This window comes from Streptomyces yerevanensis (genome assembly GCF_000716805.1).
Taxonomy (GTDB): Bacteria; Actinomycetota; Actinomycetes; order Streptomycetales; family Streptomycetaceae; genus Streptomyces; species Streptomyces flaveus.
The window spans coordinates 72,045-98,138 of the sequence record NZ_JNWJ01000045.1 but is presented as its reverse complement, the minus strand read 5'-3'; the positions used below and the strand labels follow the sequence as shown (position 1 = coordinate 98,138).

General features: G+C 69.3%; 20 protein-coding genes and 1 pseudogene. 9 read left to right on the top strand and 12 right to left on the bottom strand.

What is annotated here, in order from left to right; all coding sequences use genetic code 11:
- Positions 1–60 precede the first annotated feature (60 nt).
- Positions 61–1,293 (bottom strand): MAB_1171c family putative transporter, encoded by a 1,233-nt coding sequence (locus OP79_RS35395; RefSeq protein WP_033326060.1) that lies wholly within the window; start codon positions 1,291–1,293, stop codon positions 61–63.
- A 398-nt stretch (positions 1,294–1,691) separates the two neighbouring features.
- Here OP79_RS35395 and OP79_RS35390 point away from each other — a divergent pair, with 398 nt between their 5' ends.
- Positions 1,692–1,922 (top strand): hypothetical protein, encoded by a 231-nt coding sequence (locus OP79_RS35390; RefSeq protein ID WP_033326058.1) that lies wholly within the window; start codon positions 1,692–1,694, stop codon positions 1,920–1,922.
- 80 nt (positions 1,923–2,002) lie between these two features.
- On the opposite strand, the gene OP79_RS35385 is transcribed toward OP79_RS35390, so the two are convergent.
- The 4 genes from OP79_RS35385 to OP79_RS35370 form a co-directional block, all read right to left on the bottom strand.
- On the bottom strand, positions 2,003–3,025 hold the full coding sequence (locus tag OP79_RS35385) for a LacI family DNA-binding transcriptional regulator (RefSeq protein WP_033326056.1): 1,023 nt from the start codon (positions 3,023–3,025) through the stop codon (positions 2,003–2,005).
- 77 nt (positions 3,026–3,102) lie between these two features.
- Complete coding sequence (locus OP79_RS35380; RefSeq protein WP_033326054.1) at positions 3,103–3,939, bottom strand: ATP-binding cassette domain-containing protein; 837 nt, start codon at positions 3,937–3,939, stop codon at positions 3,103–3,105.
- The gene (locus tag OP79_RS35375; protein ID WP_033326052.1) at positions 3,936–4,949 is read right to left on the bottom strand and encodes an ABC transporter permease; all 1,014 of its coding nucleotides are present in this window, start codon (positions 4,947–4,949) and stop codon (positions 3,936–3,938) included. The genes OP79_RS35380 and OP79_RS35375 overlap by 4 nt, the downstream gene beginning before the upstream one ends.
- 177 nt (positions 4,950–5,126) lie before the next feature.
- Positions 5,127–6,149: a sugar ABC transporter substrate-binding protein gene (locus tag OP79_RS35370; protein ID WP_033326050.1), complete on the bottom strand. Its 1,023-nt coding sequence runs from the start codon at positions 6,147–6,149 to the stop codon at positions 5,127–5,129.
- 273 nt (positions 6,150–6,422) lie between these two features.
- Between OP79_RS35370 and OP79_RS35365 the strand changes: the two genes are divergently transcribed.
- Positions 6,423–6,725: a putative quinol monooxygenase gene (locus OP79_RS35365; RefSeq protein WP_033326048.1), complete on the top strand. Its 303-nt coding sequence runs from the start codon at positions 6,423–6,425 to the stop codon at positions 6,723–6,725.
- Positions 6,726–6,926: 201 nt separating this feature from the next.
- Here OP79_RS35365 and OP79_RS35360 read toward each other — a convergent pair whose 3' ends face one another.
- The 3 genes and pseudogenes from OP79_RS35360 to OP79_RS35350 form a co-directional block, all read right to left on the bottom strand.
- Positions 6,927–7,529: a sugar O-acetyltransferase gene (locus OP79_RS35360; RefSeq protein WP_033326047.1), complete on the bottom strand. Its 603-nt coding sequence runs from the start codon at positions 7,527–7,529 to the stop codon at positions 6,927–6,929.
- Between the two features lie 307 nt (positions 7,530–7,836).
- Positions 7,837–8,355, bottom strand: a pseudogene (locus OP79_RS49955) (ISAs1 family transposase); the annotation flags it as partial.
- A gap of 107 nt (positions 8,356–8,462) precedes the next feature.
- Positions 8,463–9,149: a 4'-phosphopantetheinyl transferase family protein gene (locus OP79_RS35350; RefSeq protein ID WP_033326045.1), complete on the bottom strand. Its 687-nt coding sequence runs from the start codon at positions 9,147–9,149 to the stop codon at positions 8,463–8,465.
- A gap of 216 nt (positions 9,150–9,365) precedes the next feature.
- Here OP79_RS35350 and OP79_RS35345 point away from each other — a divergent pair, with 216 nt between their 5' ends.
- Positions 9,366–10,502 carry an ATP-grasp domain-containing protein gene (locus tag OP79_RS35345; RefSeq protein ID WP_033326043.1) on the top strand — a complete coding sequence of 379 codons (1,137 nt, stop codon included), beginning with the start codon at positions 9,366–9,368 and terminating at the stop codon, positions 10,500–10,502.
- A gap of 31 nt (positions 10,503–10,533) precedes the next feature.
- On the opposite strand, the gene OP79_RS35340 is transcribed toward OP79_RS35345, so the two are convergent.
- From OP79_RS35340 to OP79_RS35325, 4 genes are all read right to left on the bottom strand, one after another.
- The gene (locus OP79_RS35340) at positions 10,534–11,409 is read right to left on the bottom strand and encodes a sulfotransferase family protein (RefSeq protein WP_033326041.1); all 876 of its coding nucleotides are present in this window, start codon (positions 11,407–11,409) and stop codon (positions 10,534–10,536) included.
- Positions 11,410–11,573: 164 nt separating this feature from the next.
- Positions 11,574–14,621 carry an alpha-mannosidase gene (locus OP79_RS35335; RefSeq protein WP_033326039.1) on the bottom strand — a complete coding sequence of 1,016 codons (3,048 nt, stop codon included), beginning with the start codon at positions 14,619–14,621 and terminating at the stop codon, positions 11,574–11,576.
- A gap of 51 nt (positions 14,622–14,672) precedes the next feature.
- Positions 14,673–16,013 (bottom strand): 6-phospho-beta-glucosidase, encoded by a 1,341-nt coding sequence (locus OP79_RS35330; RefSeq protein ID WP_033326037.1) that lies wholly within the window; start codon positions 16,011–16,013, stop codon positions 14,673–14,675.
- 39 nt (positions 16,014–16,052) lie between these two features.
- On the bottom strand, positions 16,053–16,802 hold the full coding sequence (locus tag OP79_RS35325; RefSeq protein ID WP_033326172.1) for a DeoR/GlpR family DNA-binding transcription regulator: 750 nt from the start codon (positions 16,800–16,802) through the stop codon (positions 16,053–16,055).
- Between the two features lie 128 nt (positions 16,803–16,930).
- On the opposite strand from OP79_RS35325, the gene OP79_RS35320 reads away from it, so the two are divergent.
- From OP79_RS35320 to OP79_RS35295, 6 genes are all read left to right on the top strand, one after another.
- On the top strand, positions 16,931–17,956 hold the full coding sequence (locus OP79_RS35320; protein WP_033326035.1) for a carbohydrate kinase family protein: 1,026 nt from the start codon (positions 16,931–16,933) through the stop codon (positions 17,954–17,956).
- A 62-nt stretch (positions 17,957–18,018) separates the two neighbouring features.
- Positions 18,019–19,305: an extracellular solute-binding protein gene (locus OP79_RS35315; RefSeq protein ID WP_033326033.1), complete on the top strand. Its 1,287-nt coding sequence runs from the start codon at positions 18,019–18,021 to the stop codon at positions 19,303–19,305.
- On the top strand, positions 19,305–20,267 hold the full coding sequence (locus tag OP79_RS35310) for a carbohydrate ABC transporter permease (protein WP_033326032.1): 963 nt from the start codon (positions 19,305–19,307) through the stop codon (positions 20,265–20,267). Before OP79_RS35315 ends, OP79_RS35310 begins: the two co-directional genes overlap by 1 nt.
- 14 nt (positions 20,268–20,281) lie before the next feature.
- Positions 20,282–21,172, top strand: a complete 891-nt coding sequence (locus tag OP79_RS35305) for a carbohydrate ABC transporter permease (RefSeq protein WP_078492197.1) — start codon at positions 20,282–20,284, stop codon at positions 21,170–21,172.
- On the top strand, positions 21,172–24,090 hold the full coding sequence (locus tag OP79_RS35300) for a glycoside hydrolase family 2 TIM barrel-domain containing protein (RefSeq protein ID WP_033326029.1): 2,919 nt from the start codon (positions 21,172–21,174) through the stop codon (positions 24,088–24,090). Before OP79_RS35305 ends, OP79_RS35300 begins: the two co-directional genes overlap by 1 nt.
- A gap of 54 nt (positions 24,091–24,144) precedes the next feature.
- A complete protein-coding gene (locus tag OP79_RS35295) occupies positions 24,145–26,013 on the top strand; it encodes a LamG-like jellyroll fold domain-containing protein (protein WP_033326027.1) in 1,869 nt (622 codons plus the stop codon).
- Positions 26,014–26,094 lie beyond the last annotated feature (81 nt).

The following is a 26,094-nucleotide window of genomic DNA, read 5'->3' as shown; positions in this document are numbered from 1 at the left end:
CTTCTGTTGCTGTTGCTCCCGTTAGCTGTTGTTCCCGATACGAGGCGCTGCGCCGCCGCATCAGTCATGGCTGGCGACCGCTTGCCGGGCGGACTCCCGACGGGCTTCCGCCACTATGGGGGACGTACGCAAGGCGTGTGCGATACCGATCAAGGACGGGCGCGTGGCGGGAAGTTCGGTGGTCTCGGCGTACTCGGTGTGCACGGCGTATTCGGTGTTCTCGCCGTTCTCCAAGAGGGCCGCCGGTGTGACCGGTCCGGCACGTCGGCAGGCGCGTACAGCCGCGGCGACCATCGCCGCGTGGCCGATGCGGGCGGCGCTGTCGGCGCCGTGGCCCGCGGCACGGGCCGCTGTCCGGGCACGTGAGCGGACCTGGTCGTCGAGGTAGGGACGGATCAGCCGCAGCCCGTCCTCGATTCCGGCCTCACGTCGGGTGAGGCGGATGAACGGCGACGAGTACCAGGGAATCGGGGCGGAGAGCGGACTGCCGGGGTGGGCGCCACCGAGTTCCCGCCACAGCGGGCCGAGCCGCCGCCATGTCGTCACGGTGCGCCAGACGGCGCTCCCCCACGGACCGAGGAGCGGCACGATGAAGCCGGCGGTGGTGACGGCCGCCGCCAGGCCCACGAGGCGGGGCGCCAGAAGCGTGCTCAGCATGTCCCAGTCCCGGCCCGTCCATCGCGCGATCACCGCGGTGAGCTTGAGACCGCTGAAGGACAGGTTGAGCAGCCAGCCGAGGACCAGCAGCCACAGTCCGGCCCGCAGCCATCCCTGCACCTCCCGCGCCCAGCGCCCGCACAGAACGGTGGTGGCGACGGCGGCCGTCATATGGCCGAGCAGGTACAGCACGATCATCGGCCCGATCCACGGGGTCGTGGCGTAGTAGGTGTCGAAGTCGGTGAGCCGCTCGCTGGGTGCCTCCCCCAGCACGAACAGGGTGATCAGTACGGCGACCAGGACGGCATAGCCGGCCTTCCAGCGCAGGGTGAGGCGGCGCACGTACGCATCGGGCCCGCCACGCCAGTGGATGATCAGCAGCAGGCAGCTGGCGCTGTAGGCGCTCACCATCGCGTACACCAGCGCGGCGGAGAAGTTCGCGATGCCGGTCGCTTCGTTGATCCCGGCGACGGTGCGGGGAGCGGCGAGGAAGAAGCCGGCGCCGCCCAGAAAGATCACCCAGCAGACGGCCCGAACCAAGGGGTCGCGCCACGCGTTCAGCAGGCCGGGCAGCTTCAGTCCCAGTCCGGCCCAGCAGACGAACGCGGGTATGTAGTAGTAGGCGGAGGCGTCCATGCTCAGACCTGCGGCCGACGGCTGCCCAGTGACGCGTCGATACGCCCCGTCTCCTTCTCGGCCTGGAACTCTCCGACCAGCCGCGTGACAAGGCGACGCATCTGCTGACTACTCCTCACATGCCGGACCCTGCCCGGCAAATATTCCAGACGTACGAGCCCACTGCCAGGCCTGGACCTCTCCGGCTTCCGGTCCCACCGGTACTCCTGTCGCGGTCCCGCTCCATCCTCCACGTGCCGGTCTGCCGGGGTTCACGCCGTGGTCTGCGGCCGCGCACCGTTCAGGTGTACGCGGCCGCAGACCTGATTGTCAGTGGTGGACGGCAAGCTGGACCCAGCGCCACCGCTGTGCGACGGCGCGTGAACGCAGGAGCCGAGCCGAACCGGGAGAGTCGTCCGATGCCGACCGCCGTACTGACCGATCACGAACGCACCGCCGTGCAGGCCTATCTGCGCCTGTTGCACACGGTACGAGCCGCACTGGACAACCCGCCCGGCACGGCGCCCCGCCCCGTCGTCGTACCGCCCGCCGCCCTCGCGGAGGCCGAGCGCGCGCTGGAGGCGGCGGGCCTCGCGGGCAACGAGGAGGCGTTCTTCCGCCTGCTGCACGCCTGGTGCCCTCAGCCGTGACGATCCCCGTGACGGTAGCGTCGGATATTGAGCGGCAGCCTCAACAACCCGCCGTACACCACGTCCGTGGACGTGACCGCCTACGGCTTGGGCGCGGGTTGCTCACCCGAGCCTCGGACGATCAGCCGGGTGGGAACGGTGATGGTGCGAGCGCGGGAGCGGTCGCCGTCGAGGCGGGCCAGGGCGGTGGCCGCGGCGCTGCGGCCGATTTCTTCGGGGTCCTGGGCGACGACGGTCAGGGCCGGTTCCAGTGCCTCGGCGAGTGATACGTCGTCGAAGGCGACGACGGCTACGTCCTTGCGCTTGCTGCGGGCGAGTTCGGCGACGGTTCCGAGGCCCATGATGTTGTTTCCGGCGAACAGGGCCGTGGGGGGATCGGCCAGTTCGAGGAGTTGGGAGGTCGCGGCCTCAGCCCCTTGCTGGTCGTGTGCGCTGGCGACCAGCGAGCGGTCGTAGGGGATGTCGGCCTCTTGCAGGGCCGCGCGATATCCGGCGAGGCGTTCGCGGCGGGTGTACAGCTTGACGGGCAGGTCGCCGACGAATCCGATGCGGCGGTGCCCGTGGGCGATCAGGTGGGCGACGCCGTCCCGGGCCCCCGAACGGTTGGAGCTGACGATGCTGTCCGTGGACAGGCCGACTCCTGGTCGGTCGAGGAAGACGATGGGCAGCCCCGCCGTACGGTGGGACTTGAGTTGGGAGTGGTCGGCGCCGACTGACGGCACGACGATCAGGATGCTGACGCGCCGGGCGAGGAACTTGGCCGTCAGGGCGCGTTCGCGGTCGGGGTCGTCCGCGGAGGAGCCCATGAGCAGCGTCAGTCCGCGCTCGCGGACCGTGTCCTCGATGCCGCGGGCCACGGCTCCGAAGAAAGGGTTGCCGAGGTCGGGGACGACCAGTCCGATGGTGGTGTCCGGACCGCCGACGCGGATGTTGCGTGCCATGAGGTTCGGCTGGAAGCCCAACCTGGCCATCGCGGCGAGTACCTGTTCCCGTGTCTGCTCCGAGACGGGTCCGTCCTCGTTGACGACACGGGAGACCGTTTTGGCGCTGACACCTACTTCTCGTGCGACGTCGGCCAGGGTGGGGCGGCGGTTCGCTGCCATCGAGGAAACGGTCTCCTGTTGCTCGTCAGTTCCGGCCGCGGGCCGCGGCCGGAACCTGTAAGTACTTCAGTCGTACGTCAGTTGGCCTGGACGCCTGCGGCCTTCGCCGCCTCGGAATCCGCTACGACCGTACCTCCGGCCTCATCGACGGTGAGCGCGCCGGTCATGATGGCGACGACCTCCGCCATGGAGTAGTCGGAGGGCTTGATCACGGCGGCGCGCCGGCCCAGTCGGTGGACGTGGATCCGGTCGGCGATCTCGAAGACGTGCGGCATGTTGTGGCTGATCAGGACGACCGGCATGCCCTTGTCGCGGACGCGGCGGATGAGGTCGAGGACCTGGCCGGACTCCTTGACGCCGAGAGCGGCGGTGGGTTCGTCCATGACGACGACGCTGCGGGCCCAGGCGACGGCGCGGGCGACCGCCACGGCCTGCCGCTGTCCGCCCGAGAGGGTCTCGACCGACTGTGTCAGCGAGCGCAGGCCGATCTTCAGGTCGGCCATGTGCTCGGCGGCCTCCTGGCGCATGCGCTTCTTGTCGAGCATGCGGAAGGCGCTGCCGAGGACGCCGGGGCGGCGGAGCTCGCGCCCGAGGAACATGTTCGACGCGATGTCCATGGAGGCGGCCACGGCGAGGTCCTGATAGACCGTCTCGATGCCGTGAGCACGGGCACTTTGCGGCCCGGAGAACTGGATCGGTTTGCCGCCCAGCCGTATCTCGCCCGCGTCGGGGATCACCGCACCGGTGAGGGCCTTGATCAGGCTGGTCTTGCCGGCTCCGTTGTCGCCGATGACGGCGAGCACCTCGCCGGGCAGCAGATCGAAGTCGGCTCCGTCGATGGCGGTGACATGGCCGTAGCGCTTGACCAGACCGCGGGCCTGCAGCACAGGGGTCGGGGAGGAGGTGGTGGTCATCGGGCCTTCTTCCGGGAGAGCTGGTCGACGGTCACCGCGAGGATCACCAGGACACCGGTGATCAGGGTCTGGTAGATGGAGGCGACGCCCATCAGCTGCAGGCCGTTGCGGAAGACGCCGACGATGAGGACGCCGATGAACGTGCCCAGGACCGATCCGCGTCCGCCGAAGAGGCTGGTGCCGCCGAGGACCACGGCGGTGATGCTGTCGAGGTTGTCGGTCTGCCCGGCCTGCGGGTCGCCGACTCCGGTGCGGGAGATGAGCAGCAGGGCGGCGATGCCGTAGAGGACGCCGGCCGCGGTGTAGACGCCGATGGTCAGCCGGGAGGTGCGGATGCCGTTCAGCCGCGCCGCTTCAGGGCTGTTGCCCAGGGCGTAGACGTGCCGGCCCCAACCTGTGCTGCTCAGCGCGTAGGCGAGGAGGAGGAACAGGGCGATGGTGACCAGCGAGCCGTAGGTGATGTCGGTCTTGCCGAGCGGGAAGGTCTGCCCGAGGGCCGTCAGTGGGCCGGGCAGGTTGGTGACGGTCTGCTCTTCGGAGTAGATGTGGGTCAGCGCGAAGGCCACGTTGAGCATGCCGAGGGTGACGATGAACGGCGGCAGTGGGATCTTCTGCACCAGCGCCCCGTTGAGCAGGCCGAAGCCGCCGCAGACGACCAAGCCCAGCGCGATCGCGGCGAGCGGAGGCAGGGAGCCCTCGGCCGCCATCTTGGCGATCACGATGCTGCCGAACGCCATCACGGCACCGCACGACAGGTCGATGCCCGCGGTGAGGATGATCAGAGTCTGGCCGATGGCGAGGGTGCCGACGACCATGACCTGCTGCACGATCAGCGAGAAGTTCCCGCCGGTGAGGAACTGGTCGGTCGAGAAGGAGAAGAAGACACAGGCCAGGAGGAGAGCGACCAGCGGGCCGGTGGTCGGTGCCGTGAGCAGCTGGCGGGCCGTCGTCGGTGCTTTGAGCTCCGCGTACGGCGAGGTTTTGCTCGGGGGCGTGGACGTGGCAGTCATGCGAGGTCCTTGTCGGAAGACAGAAGTCTTTGTCGGTCCGTGTCGGACGGGAAGCTCAGTCCTTGTCGGACGGCAAGAGGACGAGGGGGCGGCCGTCCCCGGGTCGGGGAGGAGGGGACGGCCGCCCCGCTGAGGGATTTCGAACGGCGGCAGCTACGACGGCAGTTGGAGGGCGGCTCAGCCCCAGCAGTTCTCCAGGCCATAAGCGGTGTCCTTGGACGTGACCCCGTCCTGCGCCTTGTCGGTGATGAGAGTGACGCCGGTGTCGGTGTAACCGGATGCCTTCTTGCCGTCCTTGGCGAACGTCACGACGGCCTTGACGCCCTCAGCGGCCATCTTCAGCGGGTACTGCTGCGAGGTCGCGGCGATCGTGCCGTCCTTGACGGCCTCGGTCCCGGTGCAACCGCCGTCGACGGAGACGATCAGGACGTCCTTCTCCCGGCCCTTGGCTTTGAGCGCCGTGTACGCACCCAGCGCGGCGGGCTCGTTGATGGTGTAGACGACGTTGATGCCGGGTTCCTTCTGGAGGCAGTTCTCCATCGCGGTCTGGCCCTTGGCCTGGTCGCCTCCGGTGTCCTGGGAGCAGACGATGGAGGGGTCGCCCTCCTCGATGCCGAAGCCCTTCAGGAAGCCGTTGTGCCGCTGGACGCCGACGGAGACGCCCGGCGCCAGGTCGAGGGTGGCTATCTTCGCGTCCTTGCCCTTCATGGCCGCCTTGGCGTACTCGCCGATCAGCTCGCCGGCCTTGACGTTGTCGGTGGCGAACAGGGCGTCGACCGCGCTCTCCGGCTCGGTCGGGGTGTCCAGGGCGATGACCAGGACACCCTTGGCGCGGGCCTTCTCGATCGCGGGCGTGATGGCCTTGGAGTCGCTCGGGGTGATCAGGATGCCCTTCACGCCGGCGGCGACCATGTTCTCGATGGCCGTGACCTGACCGGCGTTGTCTCCGTCGAACTTGCCTGCGGCGGTGGACAGTTCGGCGCCGTTGTCCTTGGCGGCCTTCTCCGCGCCCTCCTTCATCTTGACGAAGAACGGGTTGGTGTCGGTCTTGGTGATCAGACCGACCTTGACGCTGCCCGATCCGGCGCTCGCGGTGCCCGATTCGGATCCGGATCCACAGGCGGTCAGGGCGAGGGCTGCGACACCCGTGCAGGTAGCGGCTCTGAGCAAGGAGGAGGGCTGACGAGAGGTGCGTGACATGAACAACTCCTGCGGGATTGCGGGCGAGCGGCCGGCATCGGGGCATGCCGTCCCGAGGTGTCATCGTTGACTTATGTCATCGTTGACACTGCTTGGCCAGGATGATGGACTCCGTCTCCAGGCAACGTCAATGCCTTGCACCCGTCACAAATCGGCAACGCCCGTGCCGTCGCCCGCCCGAATCCGCTCAGTGACTGCCCGCAACGTGCCCGTTCTGCCGCCGCGTTCCAAGAGAAGAGCAGCGACTCCACCCACTGACAAGGACACGAAGCCATGACGAAAACCCTGCTCGCCGAGTTCACCGCCCGAGAGGGAGCTCAGGACGAGGTCGCCCGCCTGATCCGGGACTACGCCCTGAAGGTGCGCGAAGAGGAAGGCAACCTGGCCTTCGACGTCTACACCAAGGCGGCCAACCCGCGCGCCTACTGGATCTTCGAGGTCTACCGGGACGAGGACGCCTTCAAGACACACCTGGCCGCCCCGTACGGCGCTCCGTTCAACGCTGTCCTCACCCCGCTGATCGAGGAGGACGCCTCCGTACTGACGTTCCTCGATCCGCTGGCCACGCATCCGTGACGTGCGTTGAGCACCGGCGGCGGAACGGCCCACCGCGCTCTGCTTCGCTGGCCGGCCTGTCCTGCCGCGCCTGGACGGCGCGGCAGGACAGGCCGGCCAGGGCCCATGTCGGCTGATCGTGCTTGCGAAGCGCGCTCGCCCAGCCGCAGCCAGGCCCCGCGCGGCGCGGCTGGGAAGGGGTGGCGGGATCCGCAACCAGCACTAATGCCCGGCGGTACGGGTGGTGAGGTCCTCGTCCGTGATGGGGCGGACCACCCGGCAAGGGGTTCCGAGCGCGACGGTCATCGGGGGAATGCTGCGGCTGACGACGCTGCCGGCGCCGATGACCGACCCGTATCCGATGCGAACGCCGGGCAGGACCACCACGTTGCTACCGATCCACACCTTGTCCTCGATCACGATCGGTTCCGAGAACCGTCCGAAGTCAGCGCGTCGCGAGGGATGCACCGGGTGTCCCGTCGTGGTCAGTGTCACGCTGGGCGCGATCATGACACCGTCGCCTATGCGGATGTCCACGTCGTCGACGAACGTGAGGTTCACGTTCCCGAAGAAGTCGTCGCCGATGTGGACGTTGCTGCCGAACCCGGCGTGGAACGGCGGCAGCAGCACCGTGCGTTCACCGACCGAGCCGAAGATCGCGACGAGCAGCGATCGACGCTTCTCCGGCTCGCTCGGTGGTGTGTGGTTGTACTCGAAGATCTGCTCGGTGCGGCGCCGAGGGGCCTGGAAGGCCGCTTCCGACTCGGTGTAGATCAGCCCCTTGGCGATCCGAGCCAGGACTTCTTCCTCGTGAGCATGCGTCACAGCGGAACGTTCCCTTCGTCCAATCCCTCGGGCACAGGCCCGGCGTGTCCCCGGTCGACCGCGCGCCTCCAGAGGGTACGTGCACCGCGAAGGGACAGGGGGGCACCGGCCCCGCGGAGACTGCTTTCACGCCGCTTCCTCGGCGCCTGCCCCGCCGAGAGCCGCGCGCCGGAAGCCGCTCCTGGCGACCGACGCACGGACCCCCGGCTCGTCACCGCCAGATGGACTTCAACTGCCATGCCTGCACGTGGTCGAGGGTGACGGCGCCGCCCTCGGCGAAGACCTCGACCCCGGTGCTGGAGGGGTCGGGGAAGAGCAGGCCGCTGACGGTGACGACCTGCACGTGACGCTGCTCGTGGCGGCCATGGCCGCGGGCGTCGTCACGGTGGATCACAGGGACCTCTTTCCAGGGCAGCCGGTGGAGCCGGCGGGCCTGACCGCGCTGGTTGTTCTTGATCGTGAGGAGGTAATGGGCGTCGCGTTCGCGCAGGTAGGCGGTATGGGAATGCTGGGCATGGAGAGCATCGGCGGTGGTGACCGTGTCGGCGAGGTCGGCATCGTCGATCTGGTCGAGCAGGGGCTGGAACTCGGGGATCTCGTTCGTCTTCGCGCCGATCTCACGCGAGGCCAGGGTGATGCCGTCGCCGTGGCGGACCGCGGAGAGCACGAAGACCCGGCTGCCGTCGGGGCGTCTTGCACCGCGCAGGCACTTTCCGTCCACCGCGATCGCCCGGCGCCTGCGGCGCACCGGACCGCCCTGGGCGGCAGCCTGGTGGGCCCGGCGCTGTTCGCGCTCCGGGCCGCCGTCGGGCATCAGCGGCGCGGGAGTTGCGGGTTCGTCGGGGAGCAGGGATGTCAGGTAGGCCAAATGGATACCCAGCCTGCGGGCCAAGGCGGCGCGGGCAGCACGACCGGGCGGTCCCCGAGCCGGCGTCAGCCACCGTCGTACGCCACGCTCACCGCGGTCGCCACAAGCCCCCGGCCCACCGTCCAGCGCCCGTCGAAGTGGTCGACCCGGCGGCCGTCCACCACCGGGCCTGGCACCAGGAGCCGGGCGCGGAAGACACCCGCGGTGGTGTGCCCGGGCGTCAGGCCGACCTCGATGTCCGCTTCCGTGAAGTCCAGCCACTTCCCGGTGAGGGGGAACCAGGCCTTGTAGACCGACTCCTTGGCGCTGAAGAGGAGTCGGTCCCAGTGGACGGCGGGGTGCTCGGCACGGAGCGCGCGCAGCCGGCCGTCCTCGGCGGGCAGCGATACGGAGGGCAACACACCGTCCGGAAGCGGCAGATGGGGCTCCGCGTCGATGCCGAGGGAGGCCAGGTCGGTGGCGCGGGCCAGCGCCGCGGCGGCGTAGCCCTCGCAGTGCGTCATGCTGCCGATCAGTCCGGCGGGCCACTGCGGGGCCCCGCGCTCACCGGTCAGGACGGCCTGCGGGGGAACGCCGAGCTTGTCCATCGCACGCCGGGCACAGGTGCGTACGACGGTGAACTCGCGGCGTCGTTTCTCCACGGCCCGCGCGATCAGCGCCTGTTCCCCGGGATACAGCGTCGCGCCCTCGGTCGGCTCGTCACCGTGCGCTTCCACGGTCACGACCGGGTCCGGGAGCAACTCCTCGATCACTGGATCCGACCTCCATCGGCAGAATGCGGCGCAGCGTACCCAGCAGGGCGTAATCCGTAACATGGACGTAGCAGCGATCATGCGCCGGAACCCCTATGATCGGCCCTACACAACCGCGCGCTCACCGTTTTCGAACGGCGGTTTTGTGTACCTCCAAACTCCTTGGCCGGGCACGGCCTGCTTCGCCGTGCCCGCGAACCCTGAAAGGTGGCCTGCATGGTCTCTCGCGTACGCGTCTGGCTCAACCGCACGTACGCGGAGAACGTGTTCTTCATGGATCAGCTGCGGGAGAATCCCAGCGGCCGTCCGGTCGAGATCCATGCGACGCACGGTGACCCCGACTCTCCCATCCTGGCCGCTGCTGACACCGCGGAGCTGGAACCGAAGGGGTTGTCTCCGGCCGCGTACGTCGAGTACGCCCTCGATCAGTGCGCCCGGCACTCGATCGACGTGTTCGTACCGGTGCTGCACCAGGCGGCGGTCGCCGCGCACCGCGAGGACTTCGCCGCGGCCGGTACAGCCCTGCTGGCGCCGCCCGCCGAGGCCGTGGCGACCTTCCACGACAAGGTGACGGCGTACGAGGCGGTGCAGGCGCTCGGGGTGCCGGTGCCGCCGTGGTGGCGGGTGCGTACCGAGGACGAACTCGTCGCGGCGGTCGACGCCTTGGAGGCCGACGGCCACAAGGCGTGCTTCAAGCCGGCCGCGGGGGCGGGCGGAGTCGGCTTCCGCATCATCACGCGCACCCCCTTCTCACTCATGCACCTCAACGGCTTCCCCAGCCCGTACGTGCCGCTGAACCTCGTCGTCGACGCGCTGCGGCAGGCCGACGGCCCCGTCGACTGGCTGGTGATGCCGCGCCTGGAGGAGCCGGAGGTGTCCGTCGACTGTCTGACGGGGCCTGACGGGCGGGTGCGGATGGCGGTGGGCCGGACCAAGAACGGCCGTCGGCGCGGCTTCACGCTGCAGCCGTCCTTCATCGAGCCGGCGCGGCACATCGCCCGGGCCTTCGATCTGCACTACCTGACCAACATCCAGTTCCGTATGTACGAGGACGAGCCGGTGCTCATGGACGTCAACACGCGCCCGGCCGGCGGTCTGCACCAGCTCTCCCAGTGCGGCCTCAACGCTCCTTGGGCGGCCGTGCGGTTGGCGCTCGGTGAGGACCCGGGCGAGCTGGTACCGCCGTTCCTCGGCCGGGACTACGCGGTGGTCGCGGGTCCGCGCCCGGTGGGTGTGGTGTCGTTGCCGCAGCCACGCCTGGAGGACGTCCAGCCCACCCTGCCGGCCGTTCCCGTCCCCTCCTCCTCGCCCTCCCCCGCGACGGAGTCGGCCGCCACTCCCACCCCTGCCTGAGCCCTCTCGTCCGGAGCGTCTGGGTACCCGGTCAGTCGACCGGGTACCCCCATTCACGCGCCAACTCGACCAGCCGCGGCGGCAGTTCGGCCCCCGGGTCGGCCGGTCGGGCCGACTGGATGCGGCCCGACTTGATGGTCTCGCTCCAGTCGCCGAGCTGGGGGCGGAAGGTGCCGTGGTCCTTCTTGCCGTACTCGAGCATCCCCGGCTCCCAGGGGACCTCGAGGTAGTCGCACAGGCCCCGGGTGACCGTCTCGGGGTCCGCGGTGAGCTCCTCGTACGTGATCACATGGGCGCCGGTGAGCTGCTGGCGGGCCTCGTCCAGCTTCTCGCTGTAGTCGAGGACCTCGCGGCGGATCTGTTCATGGTCCGGGTCGGCGCGACGGTTGGTGAGGGAGGTGACGACCGCGCCCGGGTGGCGGAGCAGGACGATGTAGCGGGCGTCGGGCCAACATCGTTGCAGCCGGGGCCAGATGAGGGTGTTCGGCGGCGTCTTGTCGACGATGATCTCCTTGCCGCTGCGGATGAGCTCCAGATGGAGCACGCGGTCCCACAGGACGTGTTCCAGCTCGTCCTTGTCCAGCTCCAGCGCCTTCATGGCGTCGGCCGTGAAGTCACGGGCCAGGTGGACGTGGAGGGTGCGCAGATGCATCTCGTGCGGGGCGCGGATCCGGGAGTGGCTGTTCAGCAGGACGCGCAGCAGGGTCGAGCCGGAGCGCACCGAGGACAGGACGAAGACCGGGGAGTCGACCAGGCGCGGGGCGGGCGGGGCGGCGTACGCACCCTTCGGGGTCCGCTGTGCGGGCATGGCGTCGAGGCTCCGGCGGGGCGGGCTCACCGCCTGGGCCATCAGTCTGCCGCGGCGCTTCAGGCCCTTGCGGATCGCCGAGATACGTGGGTCCCGCACGGTGACACCCCTCTTTTTGCTCCTGCTTCGCTTTGCCGCGCCATCCCAGGGGTACCGAGCGAACTCCAGGTGTCGTACAGGCAACAGACCGTGGTCACGGCGGGCCAAAAACCCGCCGTGACCAGGCCTCTTACCCGTTTCTTAATTCTTGATGGAAAACGGGGTCAGTCATTCCGCCGTGACAGCCGCAGGGTCTGCACCTCGAAGGGGCGCAGCGACACCGCGACTCCGCCGCTGTCCATGTCCGCCTCGGCGAGGGGCCGCTCCAGGAGGTCGGTGACCTGGGCTCCGGCCAGCGGGAAGCCGGTGCGCAGGGTGCCCTGGGCGCGTCCGCCACGGGACTCGTAGAGGCGTACGACGACGTCGCCCGACTCGTCGTCGGCGAGCTTGACCGCCTCGACGGTCACGCCCGCACCCTCGACGCTCACCACCGGCTCGGCCGCACCGGCCGAATCGGCCACCCGCAGCGGCAGGTTGAGCGCGTAGCCCTCCGCGACCGTGTCCTCGATCGTCGCGCCGGGCAGCAGCGCGTAGGTGAAGCGGTGCTTGCCCTGGTCGGCCTCCGGGTCGGGGATGCGCGGGGCGCGGACCAGGCTGAGGCGGACCGTGGTGGTGGTACCACCGTCTTCGCGGACCGTGCGGGAGACGTCGTGGCCGTAGGTGGAGTCGTTGATGACCGCGACGCCGTAGCCGGGTTCGCCGATGTGCACCCAGCGGTGGTTGCAGACCTCGAAGCGGGCCGACTCCCAGCTGGTGTTGGTGTGCGTGGGCCGCTGGATGTGGCCGAACTGGATCTCGGCGGAGGAGTGCGCGGCCCTGATGTCCACCGGGAACGCCGCCTTGAGGATCTTCTCCGTCTCGTGCCAGTCGATCTCCGTCTCGAAGTCGATACGGGGGCTGCCCGCGCGGACGGTGATGGTCTGCGTGATGCGCGAGCCCTTGCCGAAGGCGCGCTCGACGCGCAGGGCGCCGAGGAGCGGGTCCGCCTCGATCACGGTGACGGACTCGGCGTCCAGCAGGTCCGTGTAGCGGTTCTTGTAGTGCTTGTCGATGTCCCAGGCGTCCCAGTAGTTCGGGAGGTCGGTGTGCAGCCGGAGCAGATTGCCCTGGTCGGCGAGGACTTCGCGGTCGGCCCGCAGGTCCCGTACGGAGGCCAGGGTTCCGTCCTCGGCCACCTCGACGCGTACGAGGCCGTTGTCCAGGACGCGGCCGGTGACCTTCACCGGCTGTGGGGGTTCGCCCGCCCCGAGCGGTGCGTTTCCGTTCGCGGGGACCTCGGTGTACATCGGGACGCCGACCGAGGTGCGTACGACCTCGGCGCGGTCGCACGGGCTGGTGTTGAACACCCGCGGCTCCCCCGGGCCGAGCGCGGTCATGGCCTCGGCGGTGAGGGCCTGGACCTCCTCGGCGACCCGCGCGTACTCCGCCTCCGCCTCCCGGTGCACCCAGGCGATCGAGGAGCCCGGCAGGATGTCGTGGAACTGGTGGAGCAGGACCGTCTTCCAGAGGCGGTCGAGCTTCTCGTACGGGTAGGAGTAGCCCGGCGCGTTCAGGGCGGCGGTCGTCGCCCACAACTCGGCCTCGCGGAGCAGGTGTTCGCTGCGCCGGTTGCCCTGCTTGGTGCGGGCCTGGGAGGTGTAGGTGGCGCGGTGCAGCTCCAGGTAGAGCTCGCCGACCCAGACGGGGGCGTCGGGGTACTCCTCGCGGGCGTCCGCGAAGAACTTGTCGGGGTGCTCCACGACGACCTTCGCGGAGCCCTCCAGGTCCGCGAGGCGCCGTGCCCGTTCCATGATCTCGCGGGTGGGGCCGCCGCCGCCGTCGCCCCAGCCGAAGGGCGCAAGCGAGCGCGTGCCGCCGCCCTTCTCCTGGTAGTTGCGTACGGCGCGGGCCATCTCGTCGCCGCTGAACCGGGCGTTGTAGGTGTCGACCGGCGGGAAGTGGGTGAAGATGCGGGTGCCGTCGATGCCCTCCCACCAGAAGGTGTGGTGGGGGAACTTGTTCGTCTGGTTCCAGGAGATCTTCTGGGTCAGGAACCAGTCGTTGCCCGCGAGCTTGGCGAGCTGCGGATAGGCGGCGGTGTAGCCGAAGGAGTCCGGCAGCCACACGCCCTTGGTCTCGACGCCGAAGTGCTCCATGAAGAACTTCTTGCCGTGCACGAGCTGGCGGGCGATCGCCTCACCGCCGGGCAGGTTGCCGTCGGCCTCGACCCACATGCCGCCGACCGGCGCCCACTGGCCCTTCTCGACGGACTTCTTGATCCGCTCCCACACCTGCGGGTAGTTGTCGCGCACCCACTCGTACTGCTGGGCCTGCGAGCAGGCGAAGATGAAGTCCTCGTACTCGTCGGCCAGTGCCGTGACGTTGGAGAAGGTGCGGGACGTCTTGCGCTTGGTCTCGCGGATGGGCCACAGCCAGGCCGAGTCGATGTGTGCGTGGCCGACGCCGGAGACGGTGTGGGCGCTGGCGTGCGCGGGCTTGGCCAGGGCTGGCGCGAGCACCTCGCGGACCGCGGCGGCGCTGCCGGAGACGTCGTCCAGGTCCACGGTGTCCATGGCCCGGTCCAGGGTGTGCAGGATCTCGTGGCGGCGCGGGTCGTGCTCTTCGAGGTGGACCATCAGTTCGCGCAGCACCTGGAGGTCCAGGTCGAGGTGGAACACGTCCTCGTCCAGGACGGCGAGGTCGGCGCGCTGGAAGGTGTAGATCGGCTTGTCGCCGGCGGTCAGCACATCGCCCATGACGGTCGGACGCGAGAAGTTCTCGGCGAGGATGTCCGGGTTGGAGGCGGCCTCGACAAGGTAGTGGATCTCCTCGCCGCCCGTTGCCGGGTTGCCGATGGGCACGTACTGGTTGAGCGGGTTGACGGCCTTGAGCGGGGTGCCGTCGGCGAGGTGGACGAGCGCCTCGGCCTGGTTGCCGGGCCAGTCGCCGATGAACCCGAGGTCGATGACGGCCTCGACGCGCCGACCCGCCCACTCGGCGGGCACCTGTCCGCGCATCCGGAACCAGGTAGTCCCCCAGGGCGGGCCCCAGGGAGTGTCCATCGCGAAGGGCGCGTACGAGGCCGACGCGGCCTCCTCGAAGGGGACAGGCTCCCCCGGCGCCTGCCAGGCCTCGACCTCGAAGGGCACGGAGGCGGCGTAGATCGCGGTCTTGATGCGCTGGTCGTGGACGCGCTGGACGCGCTCCTCGATCCTGCGGCGTTCGTCATGCATGTGCGGGTCTCCTCGGAGGGCTCTGCTTCAGGCGCTGCTTCAGAGGGTCTACTACTTCAGGTACGCCAGGCCAGGGTGCTCGGCGGTGTAGCCCTCGACGAGACGACGGGCGACGTTCACGGAGTCGACCAGCGGGTGCAGCGCGAAGGCCTTCACCGCGGTCGTACGGGAGCCGGACTCGGCGGCGGCGAGGACCTCGCGCTCGACCGCCTTCACCGCGCACACCAGGCCGGTCGCGTGGTCCGGGAGCGGGTCGACGGCGACCGGGTGCGCGCCGTTGGCGTCGACGAGGCAGGGCACCTCGATGACGGCGTCCGTGTCGAGCACCGAGAGGGTGCCCTGGTTGCGGACGTTGAGGATCAGCGTGGTGCGCTCGTCGCGGGCGATGGCCCGCATCAGGGCGAGGGCCACCTTCTCGTAGCCGCCGGAGAGGTCGTCGGCGTCGCGCTCGCCGGCGCCCGCCGCGTCCCGGTTCTCCGACATGTACGTGGCCTCGCGCTCGGCCCGGGTGCTGTCCCAGGTCTTGAGGGCCTCGGCGTCGGGGCGCTTCATCGCTTCGTAGAAACGGGCCTGCTGGTCGCGCAGGAAGGCGCCGCGGGTCTTCTCGGCCTCCTGGTAGGCGCGTACGGCTTCCCGGTTGAAGTAGTAGTAGTGCAGGTACTCGTTCGGGATCGCGCCCAGGGACTGGAGCCACTCGGTGCCGAAGAGTTTGCCCTCCTCGAAGGAGCCGAGCAGGTCCTGGTCGGCGAGCAGGCGCGGCAGTTCGTCGCGTCCGGCGACGCGCAGGCCGCGGACCCAGCCGAGGTGGTTGAGGCCGACGTAGTCGATCCAGGCCTCGCGCGGGTTGGCGACGCCGAGGACGCGGGCGATACGGCGGCCGAGGCCGACCGGTGAGTCGCAGATGCCGATCACGCGGTTGCCGAGGTGCCGGGACATGGCCTCGGTGACGAGGCCTGCCGGGTTGGTGAAGTTGATCACCCAGGCGTCGGGGGCGAGCCGGGCCACGCGCCGGGCGACGTCGACGGCGACGGGCACCGTGCGCAGTCCGTACGCGATACCGCCCGCGCCGACGGTCTCCTGGCCGAGGACGCCCTGGTCGAGGGCGACCCGCTCGTCGGCCGCGCGTCCTTCGAGTCCGCCGACGCGGATCGCGGAGAAGACGAAGTCGGCGCCGCGCAGCGCTTCGTCGAGGTCGGTGGTGGCGGTCACGGCGGGTGCGCCGGGGACACCGGCCGCCTGCTCGGCGAGCACGCGGGCGACGGCCGAGAGCCGGCCCGCGTCCAGGTCGTGCAGCACGACGTCGGTGACGCGGCCCTCGGCGCGGTCCCCGAGGAGCGCCCCGTACACGAGTGGCACGCGGAATCCGCCGCCACCCAGAATCGTCAGCTTCACGCAACAACCCTTTCCACGTTCATGTCCGCAGCACACGGTTCATGTCTGCACCACGCGTACGCCCGCCTCCTCCAGCGCGGACCTGGTTCCGGCGTCCGTCGGCCCGTTGGTCACCACCACGTCCAGGTCCTCGGGTCCGCAGACCTTCGCCATCCCCGTACCCGGGAACTTGGCCCGGTCCGCGAGCAGCACGACCTTGTCGGCCGCCGCGATCATGGCGCGCTTCACCGGCACCTCGACGACCGTCGTGTCCATCACCTGCCCACCGGGGCGCACTCCACTGGTGCCGAGGAAGAGCCAGTCCGCGTGGAGCTGGCGCAGGTTGTCCTCGGTGAGGAAGCCGACCAGGGAGCGGTACTCGCGGCGGACCATGCCGCCGAGGAGCACCAGCTCGATCTCCTCGTCGTCCACGAGTTCCTCGTAGACGACCAGATTGCTGGTGATCACGGTGATGCGGCGGCCGTGCAGCTGTCTGGCCAGGCGGTATGCGGTGGTACCGATGTCGAGCAGTACGGACTGGCCGTCCTCGATCATCGTCGCCGCTCGCTCGGCGATCGCGTCCTTCTCGGCTACGCGCACCTCCGCGACCTCGGCGAAGGGCTGGTCCCCCTCCTCGGCGACGGCTCCGCCGTGCACCCGTGTGAGCAGGCCGTCCTCCTCGAGTTTCACCAGGTCACGGCGGATCGTGGCCGGGCTCACGCCCAGCTGTTCGGAGAGATCGGTCACGGCCGCGGGCCCGCCCGAACGCAGGGACCGCAGGATGAGTTGGTGTCGTCGTTCTGCCAGCACGTCGTGAACAGTACTCGTCATTCGCAATCAATTCCATGCTCGATTCTGCTCGACTCTTGCCAAAGTGGCTGGATGCGCGCACGATCCTGTGCACGGAAATGGAAGGCTTTTGACGAGAGGAAGCGTGCGTGGGTGACGAACGGCCCGATGTCCTGCTGACCGGGCTGCTCTTCTACGACCTCGTCCTGACCGGTCTGGGCAAGCAGCCGACTCCTGGCGAGGAGATCTGGACCGAGGGGATGGGAGCAGGCCCGGGCGGGATCGCGAACCTGGCCGTGGCGGCGGCCCGGTTTGGCCTGAACACTTCCCTGGCCACGGTCTTCGGGGACGACTACTACGGCGCGTACTGCCGTGACGTCCTCGCCGGCCAGGAGCACATCGACCTCTCGCTCTCCCGTACGGCGGCCGGCTGGCACACCCCGGTCACCGTCGCGCTCGCCTACGACCACGACCGGGCCCTGGTCACCCACGGCCAGGAACCCCCGTACTCGCAGGACACGCTGATGGGCGACCCGCCCGAGGCGCGCACCGCCCTCGTGCACATCGAGGCCGAGCCCCGCGCCTGGCTCGCCAAAGCGGCGGCGAACGGCACGCAGATCTACGCGGACGTCGGCTGGGACCCCACCCAGCAGTGGTCCTCCGACCTCCTCGACCAGCTCTCCCTGTGCCACGCCTTCCTGCCCAACGACACCGAGGCGATGGCCTACACCCGCACCGGCACCGCTGCCGCTGCGCTCGGCAAGCTCTCCGAGCTGGTGCCGGTGGCCGTGGTCACCCGTGGCCGCGAGGGTGCGGTCGCCGTCGACCAGACCACGGGCGAGTACGCCGATGTACCCGCCCTCGACGTCGACGTCCTGGACTCGACGGGCGCAGGAGACGTCTTCGGCGCGAGTTTCGTCGCGGCCTCGCTCGGCGGCTGGCCTCTCGAAGAGCGGCTGCGTTTCGCGGTGCTGGCCGCCGGACTCTCCGTACGCCATCACGGCGGAGCCCTGGCCGCGCCCGGCTGGTACGGCATCCACCAGTGGTGGCAGTCCGTCCGTGATCCCGCACTGCGGCGGGCGTACGGCTTCCTGGCCGACCGCATGCCGGCGGACCCGGGACCGCCGACCCGGCACGCCCCCGTGACCCCGCCGGCACCCGCCCGGCAGCACTGAACTCCCGTATGCGAAGACGCGAACAAAGAAGACGTGAACAGATCCGAAAGGCGGTGGGAGCTGTGCGGCTCTCACGAAGGGGCCTCCTGCGTGCGGGCCTGGCCGGTACGGCCGCCACGGCGCTCGGCGGCCTGGCATCCGGCTGCGCCGTTCCGACCGGTTCGACCGGCCGGAACATGGTCCTGTGGTACTGGAGCGGCGGGCTGAGCGACACGGTCGTCAAGCAGGCCAAGGCCCGTTACGACAGCGCCGTCGACCTGGACGCGATCCAGATCGGCGGCTACTACCGCTCCAAGCTGATCACCACGATGACCGGGCAGGCCCATGTTCCCGACATCGCAGGGCTCAAGGGCGAGGACATGGCGTCGTATCTGCCGAACGCGGACCAGTTCGTGGACCTGCGGACGCTGGGCGCGGAGAAGTACGAGCCGCAGTACCTGGAGTGGAAGTGGCAGCAGGCGGTGGCCGACGACGGCAGCCTGATCGGCTTCCCCATCGATGTCGGCCCGATCGTGCACTACTACCAGCCGGCCGTCTTCGAGAAGGCCGGTCTCGCGTCCGAACCAGCAGACGTCTCACGAGAGATGGACACCTGGGAGAAGTTCTTCGCGGCCGGTGAACAGCTCAAGAAGCGGATCAAGGGCGCGTATCTGCTGATCGACATCCTCAGCGTCTACGAGAACTCGGTCAACCAGGGCACCAAGCGGTACGTCGACAAGGACAAGCATTTCATCGGCGACCAGGAGCACGTCCGCGTCGCCTGGGACCGAGCCGTCGAGGCCAAGCGGCGCGGGCTGCTGTCCAGCATCGTCAACGGCACCCCGGACGCCAACTCGGCCACCGAGAACGGTCGGCTGCCCAGCCAGCTGGGCGCGTCCTGGGCGGCGGGCGACCTCAAGCTCAACCTGCCCAAGACCAAGGGCAAGTGGCGGGTCGCGAACTGTCCGGGTGGTCCCGCCAACAACGGCGGCTCGTTCCTGGCGATCACCAAGGCCTGCCGGGAGCCCGAGCGGGCCTTCGAGATCATCACGTGGATGCTCAACGCCGACAACCAGGCGCAGGGCTTCATCGACGCGGGGCTCTTCCCGTCCACGCCGGCCTCGTACGAGATGAAGAAGCTGCGGGAGCCCGATCCCTTCTTCGGCAACCAGATCGTGATGGACGTCTTCGGGCCGGCGGCCGAGAAGATCCCGGTCGCCTACAACAGCCCGTACGACGTGGCGCTGGGGCAGCCCATCAAGGACGAGATCAAGAACGTCGGCGCCCTCGGGAAGAACCCCGAGAAGGCCTGGAAGGACGCCATGAGCAAGTGCCGCCGCATCGCCGAGCACCTGGGGGTGAGCGTCTGATGGCGACCGCACCCGTGGTCGAAAGGCCCCCCGCGGCCGTGGTGGAGACCCCGCCCGAGCAACCGAAGAAGAGCATCCTCAGCTACTGGCGGCTGTACCTCGCGCTCTCGCCCTTCTATCTGCTCTTCCTGGCCTTCGGCCTGATCCCGGTCGGCTTCTCGCTCTACCTCTCCTTCCACCGCTGGGACGGCCTCGGCTCGATGGAGTGGGCGGGGCTCGACCAGTACAAGTACCTGCTGAGCGACACCGACTTCTGGAGCTCGATCGGCAACACCATCGTCATCTGGGCGCTGGCCACCTTCCCCATGATCTTCCTGGCGATGATCACGGCCGTGATGCTCAACTCGGCGGTCCGCTTCAGGAACCTCTACCGCTTCGCGTACTTCCTGCCGAACGTCACCTCGGTCGTGGCCGTCGCGATCATCTTCGGCTCGGTCTTCTCCACCAACTTCGGCCTGATCAACGCCCTGTTGCAGGCGGTCGGTCTCGACCAGGTGGCCTGGCTGAACACTCCGTGGGGCATCAAGGTCGCCATCGCCACCCTGATGACCTGGCAGTGGACCGGCTACAACGCGATCATCTTCCTCGCCGGTCTCCAGACGATTCCGGGCGAGTTGTACGAGGCCGCCCGCGTCGACGGTGCCGGGCCCGTGCAGACCTTCTTCCGGATCACCCTTCCGCTGATGCGGCCCGTGCTGCTGTTCGTGCTCGTCATCTCGACGGTCACCGGACTGCAGAGCTTCTCCGAGCCGCAGGTGCTGCTGCAGACCACGGCCAACGAGTCGACGTTCTCGGGCGGTCCCGACCACGCCGGCCGGACGATGGTCCTCTACTTCTTCCAGCAGACCTTCGACAACAACGACTTCGGCTACGGCGCCGCCGTGGCGTGGGGCATCTTCCTCGTCGTCGTCCTCTTCTCGATCATCAACTGGCGCCTGGTGCAGCGCCGGGACGAAGAATAGGCAGGCCGGTCACCATGGCAACCACCGAAGCCAGGCCCGCCGAGGCCGAACCCGTCAAGCCCACGAAGCCCAAGCTCATCGAGGGCACCCGGCGCAGGGGCATCGCCCTCCACGTGTCCCTGATCGTCGGCGTACTGCTCTCGGCCTTCCCGTTCTACTGGGCCGTGATCATGTCGACCCACACGTCGACCGAGATCTTCTCGTACCCGCCGAAGCTGCTGCCCGGCTCGCACTTCGACGACAACGTCAGCAAGCTCTTCGACAGCATCGATTTCTTCGGGTCGATGTTCAACTCGCTGCTCGTCGCGACCACGGTGACGTTCCTCGTCCTGTTCTTCGACTCGCTGGCCGCGTTCGTCTTCGCCAAGTTCCAGTTCCCCGGAAAGCGGGTGCTGTTCGCGGTGATGATGGCGATCTTCATGGTGCCGGCGCAGCTCCAGGCCATCCCGCAGTTCGTGATCATGGCGAACCTCGGCTGGATCGGTTCGATGACCTCGCTGATCGTCCCGGCGGCGGCCAACGCGTTCGGCATCTTCTGGATGCGCCAGTACATGAAGAGCGCGATCCACGACGAACTGCTCGACGCCTCGAAGCTCGACGGCGCCGGCTTCATGCGCCAGTACTGGCATGTGGCGCTGCCGGTCGTCCGGCCGGGCCTCGCCTTCCTCGGCATCTTCACCTTCATGAGCCAGTGGAACGACTACGCCTGGCCGTTGATCGCCCTCACCAACCCGGACAACGTGACGCTCCAGGTCGCCCTCTCCCAGCTCAACGGCGTCCACGGCACCACGGACTACGGGATGGTCATGACCGGCGCCGTACTGGCTCTCATCCCGCTCCTGATCGTCTTCGCCATCGGCGCCAAGCAGATCATCGCGGACCTCGGCAAGGGAGCCATCCGCTGATGAGACGCGATCCGCTGATCGCGCTGCGCCCCTGGGAGACACCCGAGGTGACCTCCTGGGGGCGGCTGCCGATGAACGCCGTGGACCGCCGCGGCGACGCGCTGTCCCTGGACGGCTCCTGGCACTTCCAGCTGCTGCCCACTCCCCACGGGTGCTCGGGCGAGTGGACGCGGATCGAGGTCCCCGGCGCCTGGACCATGCAGGACCTGGGCGATCTGCCGCAGTACACCAACTTCCGTATGCCGTGGGGTGAGTTCCCACCCGCCTCGCCCGCCGCCAATCCGACGGGCGTGTACGAGCGTTCCGTGGACATCCCCGCCGAGTGGGCGGGCCGGCGGATCGTGCTCCAGGTGGGCGCGGCCGAGAGCGTGCTCCTCGTCCATGTGAACGGCCGTCCGGTCGGCATCTCCAAGGACTCCCGTCTCGCCGCCGAGTTCGACCTCTCCGACGTCGTACGCCCAGGGGATCCCGCCACGCTGCGGCTGACCGTCATCAAGTGGTCGGACGCCTCGCACATCGAGGACCAGGACCAGTGGTGGCACGCCGGGATCACCCGCTCGGTGCTGCTGTACGCGACGGATCCGCTGCATCTCGCGGACGTGACGGTCCGGGCGCGCCAGGACGGGGAGCTGCGGGTCGACTGCCAGGTGCGGAACGCGGCGGGCGCGCTGCCGGAGGGCTGGTACGTCACCGGGGCACTGGGTGGCCAACTGCTCGTCCAGGACGCGGAGTTCGACCGGGTCAACGCCGAGGACATGCGGGTGTCCGACTTCCTCGGTGAGGTCCGGCTGTCGGCGACCGTGCGCGCGGTACGCCCCTGGACCGCCGAGATACCCGAGCTGTACGAGCTGACCGTACGGCTGCACCGCGCCGACGGCTCGGTCGCCGACACTTCTCACCACCGGGTCGGCTTCCGGGACGTCGAGGTCTGCGGTCCGAACCTGCTCGTCAACGGTGAGCGCATCTTCATTCGCGGAATCAACCGCCACGACTTCCACCCCCTCACCGGACGCACCGTCTCGGCCGCCGACATGCGCGCGGACCTCATCCTGCTGAAACGCTTCGGCTTCAACGCGATCCGTACCGCGCACTACCCCAACGACCCGACCCTCCTCGACCTCGCCGACGAACTCGGCTTCTACGTAGTCGACGAGGCCAACATCGAATCGCACGACCACGCCCACGAGATCGCCGACGACCCCCGCTACCTCGGAGCCTTCGTCGACCGCGTCTCACGCATGGTGCTGCGCGACAAGAACCACCCCTCCGTCATCATCTGGTCGCTGGGCAACGAGTCGGACTACGGCGCCAACCACGACGCTGCGGCCGGCTGGATACGCCGGCACGACCCCACCCGCCCCCTTCAGTACGAGGGCGCGGCCAAGCTCGACTGGGCCGGTCCGTCGGTCGCCTCCGACATCGCCTGCCCGATGTACGCGCCGATCGAGGACTGTGTCGCGCACGCACTGTCCGGTGAGCAGATCAAGCCGCTCATCCAGTGCGAGTACTCGCACGCCATGGGCAACAGCAACGGCACACTCGCCGACCACTGGGCGGCCATCGAGTCCATCCCAGGACTTCAGGGCGGTTTCATCTGGGAGTTCTGGGACCACGGCATTCTCCAGCGGGTGAGCGACGGAAGACCGGCCGGGCGCGCGGGCGCCGGGCTATATGACAAGGGTGTCGCCGCGCCCGGCCATCGCTGGGCGTACGGCGGCGACTTCGGGGACAGCCCGAACGACGGGGTGTTCTGCGCGGACGGCCTTGTGTTCCCGGACCGCACGCCGAAACCGGCGATGTACGAGCACCGGGAGATCGCGGCGCCGGTGCGGCTGAGGTACTGCCGAGGGGTGTTCCTGGTCCAGAACCGGCAGCATTTCCGGGGTCTGAAGTGGCTGAACGCCGAGTGGTGTCTCGTGCACGAGAACGGCGACACGCAGACCGCACCGGCCGTGCTGCCCGACGTACTGCCGGGCAGCACGGAGGCGATCGCGATGCCCTTCCCGGTGCCCGATGGCGAGGCCTGGCTGACGCTGCGGGTCACGACGGCGCGCGACGAGGCCTGGGCGCCGAGCGGCACGGAGGTGTGCCTGCCACAGGTCCGGCTGAGTACGGGGGTCGCTGCGGCGCCCTCGCAGGAGTCGGTGTCCGGTGCGTTCGTGGAGGTGGACGGGGAGGGGCGGCTGGTCCACCCGATGCTGGCCTCGCCGCCCGTCCTGAGCCTGTGGCGGGCCCCCACCGACAACGACGAGATCGGCGGCATGGCGGCCCGCTGGCGCGACTGGGGCCTGGACGCGCTCGTACGCAAGGTCGTGGGCGTGGACCACGAGGGCGCACGCGTGACGGTGCGGGCCGAGTACGCGACCGGCGCCGGGATCGTCCACCACGAGCAGGTGATCACCCCGGTCGCCGGTGGTCTCCGTATCGAGGAATCGGCTGAACTACCCGATGCGCTGGACGATGTGGCGCGGGTCGGCACGGTCTTCGAGACGGTCGGCGGGCTCGATGTCCTGGACTGGTACGGGCAGGGCCCCTGGGACTCCTATCCGGACCGGAGCGCAGGCGCGCCCGTCGGCCATCACTCGCTCCCGGTGAACGAGTTGTTCACCCCTTATCTGCGGCCCCAGGAGAGCGGCGGGCGGCACGGCGTGCGCCGGTTCACGCTGTCGGCGCCGGACGCCACAGGACTGGCCGTGGGCCTGGGAGCACCGAGCCAGGTCTCGGTCTCCCGCTACCGCGCCGAGGACCTGGCCGCCGCCACGCACCACGACGAGCTGGTGCCGCGGCCCGGCTGCGTCGTGCACCTCGACGCCGCGCACCGGGGTCTGGGCACGGCGTCGTGCGGGCCCGACACCTCGGCGCAGTACCTCATCGCGCCGGGCATCCACCGCTGGGCCTGGACCCTGCGCGTGCTCTGAACTCGCCACCCCCCTCCCCTCTCCCGGAGCAGTCCCCCTTCTCACGGAGCAGACGTGTGTACTTGTACTTCGCATGAGCACGACCAGTCCGAGGCCGAACAGGCGGGCGCCGGCAGACGGAACTTCCTGCGGGCGACCGCGCTGATCGGCGCGGCAACGGCGGCGGTCGCGATACCGACGGCCACCGCGCAGGCGGCGCCCGTGCCTGCGGTGTCCGCCTCGAAGACCCGCTGGAGACCCGACCCCGACAGCAGCCGCTTCACGCTCGTCGTGATGCCCGACACGCAGTACCTCTTCGACGGAGCGAGCATCAACCCCGCCCCGATCGAGGCATCGCTGCGCTACATCCTGGAGCAGGGCGAGGACGACAACATCGTCTTCCTCTCGCACCTGGGCGACCTCACGGAGAACGGTGCGCAGGCCGAAGTCGCCGCCGCGAGCAAGGCGTTCGGGCTGCTCGACCGGCGGGGCGTGGGCTACAGCGTGCTCGCGGGCAACCACGACGTGAAGTCCTCCACCGACGACCAGCGGGGCCCGACCCCGTATCTGGACGCCTTCGGCCCGCAGCGGTTCAAGGACAAACCCACCTTCGGCGGCGCCTCGCCCGACGGCTACAACACCTTCCACCTCTTCAAGGCGGCCGGCCGGCAGTGGCTCGTACTCGCCCTGGACTGGCGGCTGTCGGCGCAGGGGTACGCCTGGGCCAAGGACGTCATCGCGCGGCACCCGAAGACGCCGGTCATCCTCACCACGCATGAACTGGTCTACGAGGCCGACACCCTGTCCCCGTACGGGCAGCAGCTCTGGGACCGGCTGGTCAAGGAGCACGACCAGATCTTCCTCACGCTCAACGGGCACAACTGGCCGGCCGGCCGCGCCGTCCGCAGGAACGCGGCCGGGAACGACGTACATCTGCACCTGACGAACTACCAGAACCGTTACTACGGCGGCGCGGCGATGATCCGCCTCTACCGTTTCGACCTCGACCGGGACACCATCGACGTCGAGACGATCTCCCCGTGGATCCTGGGCCGGGCGGGCGACGGGCTCAACGAGTTGGAGCGGCAGGAGATCGAACTGACCGGTCCCCAGGACCGGTTCTCGGTGGCGATCGACTTCGAGAAGCGCTTCTCCGGCTTCGCCCCGGTGTCTTCGCGGAGGCCGCGGCCCGCCTCCGAGATGCTGGTGCGGGGGACGGTGGCGTACTGGCGGTTCGACGGGCATGCGGAAGGCGCGGCCATGGACGGCACGGTCCGTGACCTGTCGGGGCGCGGCAACGACCTCACCGTGGTCAAGGTCGCCGACGGCTCCCTCACCTGGTCCTCGGAGCACCACCCCGACCAGCCGGGTCACGGCAGCCTCTACTTCCACGGCGACAAGTCGCCGCTACGGGGCGCCTATCTGCGGACGGCCGAGAACGCACCGCTCAACTCGGCGACGTTCAGGGGTGGTTACACCTTCGAGGCCTTCTACCAGCTGCCCGGCGACTGGGACCCGTCGCGCAACGCCTGGGGCGGGCTGATCAGCCGCACCGGTACGGGCGGGGCCGCGGGCAAGACCGAGGGCGACCCGGACGAGCCGCTCGCCACGCTGTCGCTGTCCGACGGGCCCGGCCCGCAGTGGGCCGTACGGCCGCTCAACCAGCAGGGCATCGCCACCAACTGGGGCGACGAGACGGCCCGGGAGGCGTGGTGGCACGTCGCCGTCGTCAACGACGGTTCGCACACCACGCTGTACGTCCAGGGCTGCCCCGTCGCGCGCAATCCCACCGCGCGCTCTGTCGGGCTCACCTCGCTCGGCCTGCCGTGGCTGCTCGGCGGCTACGAGTACGCCGGAAAGATCGACCAGATCCTGCACGGGCGGCTCGGTGACGTACGGATCGTCGAGCGGGCGCTGCCGGTCTCGGCGTTCATGAACCGCTGAAACCCCTCAAACCCCATCCTCCTCAAACCCATCCACCCCCCATGCTCGACGCGTGTCCGATCCCCTCAAGGAAGAGATCAC